The organism is Sinanaerobacter sp. ZZT-01 (assembly GCF_035621135.1).
GTDB lineage: Bacteria > Bacillota > Clostridia > Peptostreptococcales > Anaerovoracaceae > IOR16.
Map to the genome: position 1 here is coordinate 3,161,083 of NZ_CP141728.1, position 13,094 is coordinate 3,174,176.

Below are 13,094 nucleotides of genomic sequence, written 5' to 3' on the forward strand. Positions count from 1 at the left end.
GCTAGAATCACTTTCTCCATAGGTCTCTTCTAACCAATTCAACACAAAGTCTTTATGATTCTCTTGAAGCTCCCATAGCTTTGGTAATTTTCCAATCTTTTTTGCCTTATGTACATCAGCTACGTCAAAGACATATTTTATTCTCTGTGCTTCACTGCTCTCATCCATTAACGCAATCCCTTTTGCTCCACGATTAACCCAACAGTTCATCCTGGTATTCCAAAAATCAATGGATGCACATGCGGTTGCATCCGGTCTTTGAGCGTAAATTAATAACTGGTCAAGAAACCGATACTTGTATAATCTTCCTGCACATTGCAAATATTGTTTCCAGTTATCTTCGTTTGAGGTGATTTTCTTTATTGTATCCTGTGCTAAACTTGATATCGTTGTAAACTTCGGCATTGCTCCTCCTATTGCTTAATATAGTTTTAATAGTTAATAATATTTTTTCTTTTTCTGATAGTAAAGGTGTTAGTCTTTCTAAGTTCTTAGGCATGTCAAATTGACCACCCCCCCTAGTCAAATTTCGAAATTGAAAGGTTTTGAAAATGGCATTCAAAATCTTATGTACTTTACTTCTCTTCTGTTTTGATTCCTTCAATCGTTTTAATGGTGCGTCATCCTCTTTTTCATTCATCTTATTTGCTTTCTCTTCTTCCGGTTTTATAGAATCCAGCTCTGTCTCTTGCATTGTTTTGGTCATAGAATCAACCTCATTTGGTTCCAAAACTAGCTGCTCCTCCTTCATTCTCTCCTTTCTTATTTCTTCTTTTCTTGCTTTTGTTGTACGGTTTTCTTGTTTAAAATTCGCAATCTCCGAGTGATTATCTGCCAAAATATATAGGTTTGAAGTTTGGCTTCGATCGTCTCTGTGGCGAGCTTGTTTTTTCAAAAGGCCAAACTCTAAAAGCTCCCGAATGGCACGCTGCACACTGGATACAGAGATCCCACACTCCTGTGCGATTCTCTTTAGTCCTGGAAAGCATGTATTCATTTTGTTAGACCGATGAGCAAGATAAACGTATACCGTCCTTGCTTTGATTGTCAGATCAAAATTAAATTGAAATATATGATTACTTGCAGTAATTGCCGTCATTCTCTTATCCTCCTATTGAAAAAGCTTGCAAAAGTAATTGATTACGGCTATACTACAAGTAAATGAAGTAGTATAGCTGTAAATGGTAATAAGGCGTACTTCAAAAGGATGCAGGGGTCGTTCTCCCTACATCCTCTTTTTTATTTTTATCTTTCCATGAAATTCTTCAGGAGCTTATCTTGTTTTTCTACTACTGTATTGGTTGGATCGATACCACAAATGCGTAATGAAAATTCATCACTTTGTGCATCGTTTACCTCTGCGATAAACTGCACTTTTTTTCCAACTTCAATCGGTAAGCTCTCAATCTGCTTTGCCACTTCATCACTTGCTACTACTTTAATTCTCACAGGTTCGTTCGGATTTTCCCCCTCGATTTGCATAATACCTAGTAGCAAAGCTTTATCTTTACCGCAAATGCTCCACTTTTTTAATATAGGTGCCTCTTCAAACATTCCTTCCATTGCCAATAACATACTTCTTTCCCCCTTCTTATTAACCCAATGTCGGTTGTGCTACTTCAAGCTGTGGCTTCTCATTTTTACCTGCTTCTTTTTGTTTTTCGTCAGCAACATATCGTTCAATTAGGTTACCCATTCTAATATACCTTTTAAATAAGTCATCCACATTTTTCATAAATACTTTCTTATGATCGATTTTCTGAATGCTGAAGCCCATTGTCTGAATTGGTTTCTCCATAGATGCATTCTTATACTGATTCGCCGTTGGCTGTCCAATGAAATGGATCGATTCGCCCTTTCCATATTTCATAAGCTCCTTGGCATTATCTCCCCAGGCATGGATATTAACGGGAATACTTGGTCGGTTCTTCGCCGTATGAATGTAAATTGTCGTGCTTGCAACGTTGGTTTTTCCATTTGCTAACTCTACAGTTCTAATTTCCGGTTCTCTTCCAAGAACACCTGCAATTACATTTAACATTTTTCTCTCCTCTTCTCTCTTTACACAAGAGAACAACAATAGAAGCAATAACTTATAAAGATAGGGACTGCAAACGGTACAGCATTTATTTTTTTGATGAAGCAATACAAGATGGCTAAAATACACGCAAGCATTAAGACTGTGCTTAAGGCTGATATGCCGATAAACAGTCCCAGGGATAAAATTAGCTTATAATCACCCCCTCCCAAACCTCTTTGATTGATTTTATATAATAAAAAAAGAATCATAGCCGGCACCAACACCCCTAAGATTCTTTCACTGGCAGAAATAAAAAAATCATCCTTGTTAAATAAGATGATTTTTAAAAAAGTAACCGCAATCAGCAACGCTGCCGCTTTATTGGGGATGATACGGCAGCGATAATCCCAATAAGCCGCATACGCTAAAATAGGAATAGGCATCAAATAACAAATCATCTTTATTCCCTTTCTATTCCTAAGCAATCCAACAGCTTTTCTTTCTCTGCAATTTTAATTAACTGTCGTATTTCACAAATCTCTTTTGCGCTGCTGTTTCTTTCCTTTATCATCTTTGCGACTTCTTTTGCATGACATAAAAATAGACCATGTTCATTTGGTGTCCATGATCTATTTCGTTCCATATTTAAACATTTAATTATACCGTCTGAAATCGGTATCTTCCCATTTCTGCCATACAATTCAATCGAGTTGGCATTACCATCCTCAAGTATTTTTTTGAGTGTAATAGGCATATTTTTATATGCATCTTCGTGACTTTGAGCCGATGTATATCTTGCAATATAACCTTGTATAAGCTGCCTTTCATATCGATACATCGTAGCCAACCTACTTTGATAACGATCAACAGCCATAACTTGCACATTCACCTGGTACCCACTACACTTTAACTGTTTTATCGTATCGCAAATTTCCATTGTTCGAAACGTACCTTCAAAAATAATGCTATACTGATTATTAATTGCATAAGTAAATATCTTTTTTGTCCACACTCGGACATCTGCATCGGTAAATTCTGTATATCTTTTATTATGTACGCTACCGATATAATCACTTTGGGGATGATACTTACGGTAATCATCCCCATTAATAATAACCGCAGCATTATGCTGCGAAGATAATTTTTTAATCAGTGTACTTTTACCAGAACCAGGCTGTCCCCCTACAATAAAAATTTCCGGATTTTTTTCCGGAAATTTATTTTTAAATACATCTTTTTTTATTTGTTGAAACAGCCGATCATGAGTACTTTTATCTAATGTAAAGTTCATTTCAACTCACTTTCTTCATATCCTTATATTTCAGTCTTCTCAACCGTGATAATTCTGCATACACAAATAAAATCCGTTCCATTGCATCCTTGTCTCCATGAATGTCTCGTTCCTTTTCTAAATTCAGTTCTTCTCTCGCTGCATTCATTTCATCAACTCTACAAGGGTCTGTCTCTTTTTCAATGGCACATCTAAGTTGACAATTAAGCTCAGCTAATAATTCTGTAGCAGAATCCCCCCAAGCTATTTTTTCATATTCATCTGCACAAATATCCGGCAATTCGTGTTTTTCAGTATAATTCAGATAGGTATCTTGATCCGTCTCCATTGTATAATGGCCAAGCTTTTTACGTAGCGTTAGCTCTTCTCTGTATAATTTGCAATGGCCTTCTACGGTATTATCGCCAGAAAGAAAAGCATCTCGCTCTTTGCAGAGTACTGCAATCCCTTCATTAATTTGTTCGATCCGATTTTTTACATTTACCGTTGATAATTCTCCTTGCTCTATCAGTTCTGCCTTTTCGATCAGTCGAGCAGCAAGCATGTTATTTAGTATTTTTTTTACATTCATTTTTAATCCCCCTATGCTTTTCATCATACTTTAATATACTCCCTATATCTTATTATTTTACCCAATTTTTTGAATGGCAACAACCACTTTCTAATTTCTGTAGTTCCTTTTGTAGTTGGGCCTCTTCTCCTGATTTTAGATGTAGCCAAATATTGTTTTCTCGTTTTTTCAAGCGTTCCAGTTCTTTTAAATAATAAACTTCTTCGTTTTCTTCTAACTTTCTGTAAAGTGCATATTGCCCATCTTCTGGAATAATTTCATATTCCATTATACCCTCTCCTTTTCCCTCAGCTACTATTCACATTTTTCTATTTTGGGTAATATCCTCTAAATCAATTAACATAGTTTGCCGAGTATCTAAGTTAATAAAAATTACGTCATGAAAGTCAACAGTCTGAATAATTGCTGTAATTGGTTTTCCTCAGGCATCACTGACTTTGAATTTGCATCATAGAACAATTTTTCAGTTTCTCTGCTTCTGTCCGTAATCTTTACTTCATTTCTCCCCAACAATTCAATTGAAATGGAATTTGGCATAAAGTTCTCATTTAAAAAATGTAATATTTTAAACTGTTCTACAGTCCTTGCCTTTTTCTTAATCCAATTCACTCCTTGACCTCCTTTATTCCACGAATAAAGGAATCCTAAATTGAGTTCCCTTATTCACTAATTCCGTGTTCTCCGATCTACTGTAAAATCATCCTCATACATATTTCCGTTGATGGTAATCGTTTTCGGAATGGTTTTGCAGAAAGGTACTCCATTAACACCCCCACCGCTGATTACAATCGAAATGGGATGTGTTACAGGCTTCTTCCCTGTACCTTTTAGTGCTACATCGGTGTAAATCTTACGCTCTTTGATTTCACTGATACGATTCTTACGACAAGTAAATTTTGAGGATACAGCCGTGGATGAAGATTTTTCAAGCTGAACGGTTCTTAATTGTGTACCAAGCCGATTCTTTACTGTCCATCCGTTTCTTATTTCTACTGCTGCTGGTGGCACCGGAATTTTACTATTCGCTTTTTTTAAGCTTTTTCCACATACCCCTTTATCACTGATTTGTTTCGTAGATATGCTGTTATTTACTGTCACACCAAAACCATATCCAGATTTCAATTTATTCGGTGTAACTGTTACATTGGCTGTTAAAGTAGTCTGATACGTATAAACATGCCTGCAGATGTGTCCTGGACAGCCTCCACCTATTAAGCAACCTCCACAATAATAAGTATGTGCCTTTACTTCTGACCATTTAATCACATCACTACAGCCTTTGGTATCGGCAGGAGGTGTTGGCTGCTCCGGCTCTACAAATGGTGGAACTTCCGGTACTTCCTCAACCACAGGTTCATCCCACTCTATGACATATGGCATAAAATAAAGCTGCCCCTGCATATCATCCGATAAGGTATTATTTCGAGCATAATCAAGGAATTTTTCAATTTCCGGAGAAACGTAACCTAATAGAGCTCTTATTTTCTGCTCTTCTCCTAATCTAAGCTTTGTTGCTACATCATAAAGCCGCTTTGACTGAAGCCTAAATTGATACGAATATGTGATCTTTCCTTGTGCATCTGGATTTGTTTTTAATTTAAGACTTAGTTCAGAAGGGGCATATGGCATATATTCTTTATCATACATCATCTTTTCTCTTGCCCCATCCGTAGCTGTTCCCGGATCATGTTTGTCCATATCGTAAGGATAAATTTTCACATTCTTTGCGCCTTTTTCTAAAGTCGCTGACGTGTTAATGGTGTATAAATCTTGCGGGGCTGCTGGATCCCATTCTTGTGTCTTATTCCTCCAGATGAAGATTACACTGGTGACAAACTTTACTTTCTTTTCCGTTTTTATTTCTTCTGCTGCAAATACCGGTATAACTGACATCCCTAGCATGAGCAAACTAAGAAGCATACAAAAGATTCTTTTTCTCATATTGTTCTCCTTTCTTTGCAAAAGAAAATCGCCTGCTTTTTTACAGACGATTTATCTTTTTTAAATATTAATCTATTATTTTTTGAATGGATTTGGTATTAGAGTCAGCACTGGGTTAACTGTATCATAGCTGCCGATGTAGTCTACTTTTGTAATGTCTATCGGCGCACGTCCCTGCATATTTTCTTTGTGCAATAGTAATTCATATTCTATAGCAAAGCGCCCATCTCTCATTTCAGTCAAACTAAAGGAATCAACTACTTTCCCATTAATTACGAAAAATTCCAATCCTGGATTTTTCAAAATAATATACTTTGAAAATCTATCTTCTCCAAGTTCCATATTCCAAAGCTTCGGATCAGAGATTACATATGTGGTCAGATGTTTTCCCCCAAAAATATCCTGTGAATTTGTAATAATATCCTTGATTGTTCCCGTCTTGTCTTTATCCACCACTTTTTCGGTGGTTCGATCTGCCGGCTCCAGCATCCTTGTAAGCATCGAGCAAACCTCAGCTCTTGTTGCAGTTTTGCTTCCCCCAAAGGTTCCATCCGGATAACCAGATATGATACCCTTCCCGTAAGCTTGCAAAATATATGGTTTGCAGTAGTCACAAAGTCCTGCATAATCCTTTATTTCATTTTTAAATTTATCTACATTGGCAATCGGTTCTTCTTTTAGAACCTTTTCAGTGGTTCTTGCAATGACAACTGCCATCTTCTGGCGTGTAATCGGTTTATTCCAATCTGACTGCTGCATCTCATCCCCAATCAGCATCTCATTTTTCTTTGCTGCCTCGAAATAGCCACTTGCCCAATGCTGGCCAGTTTTATCTTGTTTGCCTACTGTCGCTGCGACGATGGTGGTAATAAACTCCGCATTCGTCATCGTTTTGTTTGGCCGGAAGGTCTTATCCGGATACCCGCTGATAGCTCCCTTATCCACAAGTTTACTCATGTAAGAGTAGTACCAATCAGTTACTTTTGTATCTTTAAAATTAGGTTGCGCTGCTGCAAAGGATATGGTAGACGATGCAATGGCCACGACTAAAGTCAGTGCCAACATAATGCTCTTTTTCTTCATAATTTCCACCTCCAAATTAATGAAATTTATTCTTTTTCATATTATAATTATACCTTATAACCGTTGAAATTTCAATGGTTTTTCTTAAATTTTTAAAATTTTTTATTTAATTGAGAATTTTGTTTTTCTGCCCGTGCCGTACCTTTTCTTGACGCATATTGAAAGATATGCTATCATAAGAATAGATAAAGGATTACCGCTTTTGAGACTGGCGGCTAGTCCGAAATGTCAGAGTAGACCGCTTAAATTCTCAGGTTTAAGCGGTCGTTGCTATTTTTTGAAGTATATCATCAAGCAAATGGTGATAACCCCTATAATCACACCCGAATAGGCAAATAACCCTTCATATGTAACCATAGCACCACCCCCCTTCATGGGAGTGACCAACCGCCAAACGGTAATCCTTAGCACATTATACCATAATTTCCTTTTTTCTTACAAGATTTACTTACCATAAGCTTACATACTTCTATCTTTCTAGTCCTCTATCTCTAGTTCTTTTGATATTTTTGTTTTCTTTTTGCAATAAAGCCTTTTCCTGCTCCAATTCAGAAACACGCTGGTGAAGCTCTTTGTTTTCCGCAGCAATCCGCTTTAATTCATCTGCCATTGCTTTAATGTTCTCAACACTGTCTACTATATTTTTTTGCTGCACTGTCAAACAATTATACCGATTAGCCTGCTTTTCTTTTGTCACTTGCATATCTGTCCAAATTTTTGATGTGCAGTCAAATATTCTTTCCTGCCCATGTTCCAGCCTCTTATGAGCATCCTCCAATCCATTATGCTCTTTGGTTAAAAAGCGATGCTCTTTTGATAAAGTTTCATGTTCATTTGAGAGATTTCCATTCTCCGAAGATAGATCTTTATGCCCTTGTATTAATTTATTCACTTTGCTGTTATACCCGATCCAAGCTACTATTAGTGTAACAACTGCGGTAATACCCGCGGCGACAATCGTTTCCATCCACCATTCCTCCGATATTAAAAATTCATACAAATTTTTCACTTCCCTTCATTGTATTATAATGGAAATTTTTCGTCAACAGGATTACGCTTACCTTCCATCTACCCTCATGTTTCTACTCCCTACATTAATGGGAAGCTGCCAATCTGGTAGTCCTACAAATACACATGGTACATTTGCAACCGCTTTTACCTTCATTTTTGCGTTCTCTCCATCAATCTCCAAATCTTTAATTTCTACTTTATAAGCATATTTTTTTTGACCTGGTTGATGCTTCTCGAAATTGGAATCTAAATCGAGATCTTCGTGCAAATAGCGATAAAACTTATCTTTTGCCACATCAGGATCGAGCTTATTTAGATAGTCCTGCCGATAACTATCATACATGGCTTCTTTAATGGATAGGTTTACCGCTCGGTTTAATTCTGTCTCTACATGGTCATGCATACCATGTACTTTTAAATACTCAGCTACAAAGGTTCCCATACCAAGCAGCAAAACGAAAATAGCTAGTGTGGTGATGAGTAAGTCTCCCCGCTTATCCTTGCATAAATTCCTCATTGCTAATAATCCTTCCAATACACTTCAGACATTCCCTCAATGGTACTTTTTATAGGGATTTTTAATACAACCGGCCGTTTTGAAAATGCCGGTGTCAAAATAGTCATATCATAACTGTCCTCCACCACTACCGTAAAGGAATCTCGAAACTGTATTTTCTTAGAAGAATCAAGATACCTTATATTTTCCACGGTCATTTTTGCATTCGTTTGTAATTTATCATTCAAATCTCGAAGCTGCTCCTTTACATCACTTGTAACCTGTCCATTCAGTTCAATGGTCTGCGCAAGTTCCTTTGCAATATAGTGCACATGCTGGTATTTCACCATCATTTGAAGCAAATTCATGCAGTTCAAAATCATAATGACAATAATCAGCATGATCACGATTGGTTCCCATAGCAGTTCACCTTCTCTACCGGAAAAGAAGGCTTTCCATCGCTGAAAAGCCTGTAACTTTCTCCTTCTCATTTTGCCACCTAAACAGTCAGCAAGGACTTGAACTTGTCTACCATGGAATCCCAAAGGTTGGATATTGTAGGGCTAACTGCTTTTAACAGCAATCCCACAATCACAATTCCTACTAATGCTGCCAGCAGGATTTCCCACCCAGCCATGCCGGATTCATCCTTCTGTAGCTTACAAAAGAAACCAATGCACGCTTTGTTGTACTTTTCTTCCACATTCTTCATCACAGCTTTTACTTTCATTTTCATTTCCTCCTAAAATTAAATCATTTTTCCTAAGCCAGAGCTAATGCTGGCAATAATCACATACAGCATGGCGGTCATAGCCACACCAACAAGCGGCAGCGTAGCCACCGTAACTTTTCCCGGACGCTTATCCAACTCCCGTTTCAGATTCTCTCTTGCCCGCAGATCCATATCATTAGCTAAACGATCTAACGCCAGCTCCTGATTTTCTCCACGAGTCACGCCAATTAACGTATTGCACAGATAATTAACTTCCGTCAATCCAATCCGATTAGCAAAGTTTCTCAATGCCGTTTCAATGCTCTTTGACTTCATTTCCATAATGAGGAGCGAAACATCATATCGAAAAGCCGAATCTGCGACCTCTAAATAAGTTTCAAATATACCAATTAGATCTGGAGAACTCCGTGCTTCCTTCAATTTAAAAAGGATTGCCCTTACAAATCCGGGTAATCCCTTTGAAATTTTCTCCTTTTTCTGTTTTAAAATATCAGAACACAATGTGAACTGATGATACCCTAAAATCGCAACAATGCAGATTCCTATAGGCATAAACATGACCAAGCCACCTAAGTACAGTCCCACTACTGTGAATAGAAACGTCATTCCTGTTATTGTAATGCCCCTAGCTACATATTCCTGGGGACTACAATCTATATCAGCTCTAGCAAGCCGCAGCTTCCATTCTGCTGCCTGTCGTTCCTCCAGTGTGATCCATGGAGTAATCTTCCTTGCAATTGGCATCACCAATTCCTCTTGTAACGTTTCTTTTATATTGCGTTTCGGCTTTATAGTCCCTCGAAACGCTCTAGTAGCAGCTCTTGGCGGCTCCTTGTTGTAATGCTGCCCAATTAGGTCAAGAGCCTTAATCACCAGCAATACAATAGTAATTTGTAACAGTGTCAGTAACATAACAACCTCCTTATTCAATTGGCCGATTGATTTTCATAACATAAGCTGCTGTCAGAAGCGAAGTCAGAATCATTGCAATCACAAATCCCTTCCCAATTACGGTCTGGGTCAAAGTGAGAAACCATTGCACATTAACGAATTTCAAAATTGGTATTACAGAGAACATAGCAGCTACAGTCATGAGATAATTTCTCCATGCCGTCATCATAGCAGTATCACTTTCCTGTTGTATATTTTTCTGATCATTCATTGCCCGCAGAGTGGATTGTAGGTTAAATTTCATTCTTCTATCTTTCATGCAGAGCAATAGCTTATTAATCCATTCATGAAAGTGCCGATTGTCAATTTTTCCATCCAGCAGAATCAATGCTCGCTCCACATTAGGATTGATCAGAAGTACATCCGTTAAAAACTCATCAAAGGGATTAATTTCTCGAAACCGTTCATCTACATAGCGATTCTTCTCTTCCACATATACCTGAAATGCTCCAATGATGTCATCACTTGTCAGATAGGCATTGGTAATGATAGACATAACACTTTCCAATTCTTCCAGCTCTCTTCGCCTAGCTGACATGGTTCGAAACAGCAAGAACAGATATGCCAGAGGCATAAAGGCTGCTCCAGCGAAAAGGGAGAGCGTCACATCCCTGAAAATGCCGATTCCACACATACATCCGGCTAAGAAAAAAACAGCTACAACCTTATAAAAGTAATTCCAGCTTTTATGAATTTTCTTTAAGAGGCTGTCCACTTTTACCATGGTCTTCTCCAGTGGATTGAGGGCATTTTCTGCAATGATATAAATTCGTTTCCGTTTCGCTGCATTGTCTCTGAAAGAAAGGTGAACTACTTTCGGGATGGAAATGTGCCAAGTCTGCATCAGTAATATAGCAGCTACCAGAAGAAAAAAAATGATCCCCAGCATCTTACTTCTCCTTTCTCGTGTCAGAATATCGCTTAATGAATTCTTCGTCTACACTGTTCATACGCAAAGTTTCTTCCAGATTCTCAGAAATGCATCCTACTCTGCGATGCGCTCCGTGTACCTTTAACACGTTTCCAACTTCGTCCTTTTCGGAATGGTCAATAACAAAACGATAGATGCTATGTCCAACCACTTCTCCATCCTGCACACCAGTCGCCTCAAAAATCTCCATCCATCGCCTGGATTTATCCTTTAATTGCTTGCAAAAGACCATCAGAGGAAATGCTTTTACAATGTTTTTTAACATGCGTGTTTCCGATAATCGAGTTCCCGATTCCATACACATAGTTAAGATTCTGTCGTAAGCATCTGCTGCACTATTGGCATGTAGACTTGAAACAATGGTATGCCCTGTACGTCCGGCCTCCTGCGCTGTCATAGCCTCTTCTCCACGCATTTCTGCAGGAACAATAATATCCGGATGAAACCGCAAAGCCATTTTTAGCAAGTCGTTCATTGTGATCGTTCCCGGCTTGGTATATGTCTGTACCACGTCATTGATAACAAAGCCTTCTTGATCCACAATCGGCAAATCCAGTTCCTTTGTATCCTCAATGGTATAAACACGAGTCTCCTTAACAATCGTTCCCAACACATAATTCATATTGGATGTTTTCCCAGACCCGGTGGATCCTACAAATGCCATAGAAACCCCGCTGCCTAAACAGGTAGTAATAAAGTCTAATTCTTCCTGCAAAACTGTCCCTGACTCAATAAGAGTCTCTCTTGTAATACCGGATTTCTTCTGTTTTCGAATCGAAGCCACTCCTCCTACTTCTGAGTCTACACACGGAGAAATTGCGCCTGACATACGTACGCCTTTGGATATGTAAGAATCACCCAAGGGCTGCGCACCATCCAAAATGACAGCTCCCGAACGTGCCATTTTTTGAACAATATTAGTGCATTGCTCTGCTGTTTCAAATCGCTCTCTCACGAGTACCGTTTTATCTTTATAGATTACTCTTGTACTGTTCGAACCATTGATATTTATTTCTTCCACTTCAGCATCTTTCAGATATTTTTCAACGAAGCTAAAGCCGGCCATATCCTCATAAATACGCTGTGCCAATTCTTCTACGGACAACTCATTATCTACCAAACGTTCCACGTTTAAATAGTGGATAATCAATTGTACCAGTCGTGGCCGTTTTTCTTTGTCCGTCCAATCTCTTGCTAACTCTTCTGCATGATTTGTGCTGATAATATGCTGCATCCGTTCTTTGATTTCCGGATAATTTTTTGCCTGTATCCCCTTTTGCTGATTCAGGTACTCCATGTTTTTCTGATACATCAGATTTTCCAGTGTAATAAGCCGATCTGCCATCTACTGTACCTCCTCTGCCAGCTGCTCCATCACAGCTCGATATTGTTTTGCCTCCTTGGACTTCATCTCATAAATGAGCTTCCCGCTGTTTTGGAATACCACAGCATCCTCTACGGCAGGAAGCTGTACGGTATCGGTAAGCCCATACAGCTGAAGGAATTCATGCATACTGCATCCTATGTTCCACTGCCCAATCACCGGCTTTACCAGTTCTTTGATATGAAACCGTTCAAAAAAGCTCTGCATGGCTTGATGCCATAACCCACTTTCGGAAGACAGGGTATAGGTGCAAAGTATCTGATCTGCCAAAAACAATCCCAAGCTAGTCATTGGTTCCCGCAAATATCCAGTACAGTCAATCACAATATAGTCCGAACATACTTGAAGCTGCTGAAACAACCGCTTTGTTCTGTTTTCATAGAGCTCTTCCATACATGGCTCAGTCATCTTATTCGGAATTCCCAGAAGAAAAATATTCTCTCTATTTTTACATGGAGTAAGCATCCGTTGTGGTTGTTCTGCCGTGTCGGCCAATGCGGCAAAGATTCCCTGCTCTTCCGAAATACTTTCTCCGAAAAACGTCTGAATCCCACCGTAATCCAGATTAGCAGAAGCTAGAATTACCACTTGGTTTTTAGTCGCCAGAGCACAGCTTAAATTAGCTGCCAGTGTACTTTTTCCTGATCCGGGTCTTCCATAAACTGCAATAATTTTGCTCATA

General features: G+C 38.6%; 18 protein-coding genes. All 18 read right to left on the reverse strand.

Going from position 1 to position 13,094, the window contains the following annotated elements:
- Positions 1-334: 334 nt before the first annotated feature.
- The 18 genes from U5921_RS15225 to U5921_RS15310 all read right to left on the reverse strand — a co-directional run bounded on the left by U5921_RS15225 (position 335) and on the right by U5921_RS15310 (position 13,093).
- Positions 335-1,099, reverse strand: a complete 765-nt coding sequence (locus U5921_RS15225; RefSeq protein ID WP_324824308.1) for a helix-turn-helix domain-containing protein — start codon at positions 1,097-1,099, stop codon at positions 335-337.
- 146 nt (positions 1,100-1,245) lie between these two features.
- Positions 1,246-1,575, reverse strand: coding sequence for a hypothetical protein (locus tag U5921_RS15230; protein WP_324824309.1), 330 nt, complete (start codon positions 1,573-1,575; stop codon positions 1,246-1,248).
- A 19-nt stretch (positions 1,576-1,594) separates the two neighbouring features.
- Positions 1,595-2,041 carry a hypothetical protein gene (locus tag U5921_RS15235; protein ID WP_324824310.1) on the reverse strand — a complete coding sequence of 149 codons (447 nt, stop codon included), beginning with the start codon at positions 2,039-2,041 and terminating at the stop codon, positions 1,595-1,597.
- Between the two features lie 20 nt (positions 2,042-2,061).
- On the reverse strand, positions 2,062-2,478 hold the full coding sequence (locus U5921_RS15240; protein ID WP_324824311.1) for an A24 family peptidase: 417 nt from the start codon (positions 2,476-2,478) through the stop codon (positions 2,062-2,064).
- A 2-nt stretch (positions 2,479-2,480) separates the two neighbouring features.
- Entirely contained in the window at positions 2,481-3,311 is an 831-nt protein-coding gene (locus U5921_RS15245) for a zeta toxin family protein (RefSeq protein ID WP_324824312.1), read from the reverse strand.
- 1 nt (position 3,312) lies between these two features.
- The gene (locus tag U5921_RS15250; protein WP_324824313.1) at positions 3,313-3,882 is read right to left on the reverse strand and encodes a hypothetical protein; all 570 of its coding nucleotides are present in this window, start codon (positions 3,880-3,882) and stop codon (positions 3,313-3,315) included.
- Between the two features lie 52 nt (positions 3,883-3,934).
- Positions 3,935-4,150 carry a hypothetical protein gene (locus U5921_RS15255; protein WP_324824314.1) on the reverse strand — a complete coding sequence of 72 codons (216 nt, stop codon included), beginning with the start codon at positions 4,148-4,150 and terminating at the stop codon, positions 3,935-3,937.
- A 104-nt stretch (positions 4,151-4,254) separates the two neighbouring features.
- Entirely contained in the window at positions 4,255-4,491 is a 237-nt protein-coding gene (locus tag U5921_RS15260; RefSeq protein WP_324824315.1) for a hypothetical protein, read from the reverse strand.
- Between the two features lie 57 nt (positions 4,492-4,548).
- Complete coding sequence (locus U5921_RS15265) at positions 4,549-5,823, reverse strand: hypothetical protein (RefSeq protein ID WP_324824316.1); 1,275 nt, start codon at positions 5,821-5,823, stop codon at positions 4,549-4,551.
- Between the two features lie 75 nt (positions 5,824-5,898).
- Positions 5,899-6,906 (reverse strand): S-layer homology domain-containing protein, encoded by a 1,008-nt coding sequence (locus tag U5921_RS15270; RefSeq protein ID WP_324824317.1) that lies wholly within the window; start codon positions 6,904-6,906, stop codon positions 5,899-5,901.
- Between the two features lie 469 nt (positions 6,907-7,375).
- A complete protein-coding gene (locus U5921_RS15275; RefSeq protein ID WP_324824318.1) occupies positions 7,376-7,873 on the reverse strand; it encodes a hypothetical protein in 498 nt (165 codons plus the stop codon).
- A 90-nt stretch (positions 7,874-7,963) separates the two neighbouring features.
- The gene (locus U5921_RS15280; protein ID WP_324824319.1) at positions 7,964-8,434 is read right to left on the reverse strand and encodes a hypothetical protein; all 471 of its coding nucleotides are present in this window, start codon (positions 8,432-8,434) and stop codon (positions 7,964-7,966) included.
- Between the two features lie 2 nt (positions 8,435-8,436).
- A complete protein-coding gene (locus U5921_RS15285) occupies positions 8,437-8,904 on the reverse strand; it encodes a DUF4320 family protein (RefSeq protein ID WP_324824320.1) in 468 nt (155 codons plus the stop codon).
- An 8-nt stretch (positions 8,905-8,912) separates the two neighbouring features.
- The gene (locus U5921_RS15290; RefSeq protein ID WP_324824321.1) at positions 8,913-9,143 is read right to left on the reverse strand and encodes a hypothetical protein; all 231 of its coding nucleotides are present in this window, start codon (positions 9,141-9,143) and stop codon (positions 8,913-8,915) included.
- A gap of 18 nt (positions 9,144-9,161) precedes the next feature.
- A complete protein-coding gene (locus U5921_RS15295) occupies positions 9,162-10,058 on the reverse strand; it encodes a hypothetical protein (protein ID WP_324824322.1) in 897 nt (298 codons plus the stop codon).
- Positions 10,059-10,068: 10 nt separating this feature from the next.
- Positions 10,069-10,986: a hypothetical protein gene (locus U5921_RS15300; protein ID WP_324824323.1), complete on the reverse strand. Its 918-nt coding sequence runs from the start codon at positions 10,984-10,986 to the stop codon at positions 10,069-10,071.
- Position 10,987: 1 nt separating this feature from the next.
- Positions 10,988-12,373, reverse strand: a complete 1,386-nt coding sequence (locus tag U5921_RS15305) for an ATPase, T2SS/T4P/T4SS family (RefSeq protein WP_324824324.1) — start codon at positions 12,371-12,373, stop codon at positions 10,988-10,990.
- Positions 12,374-13,093, reverse strand: coding sequence for an AAA family ATPase (locus tag U5921_RS15310; protein ID WP_324824325.1), 720 nt, complete (start codon positions 13,091-13,093; stop codon positions 12,374-12,376).
- Position 13,094 lies beyond the last annotated feature (1 nt).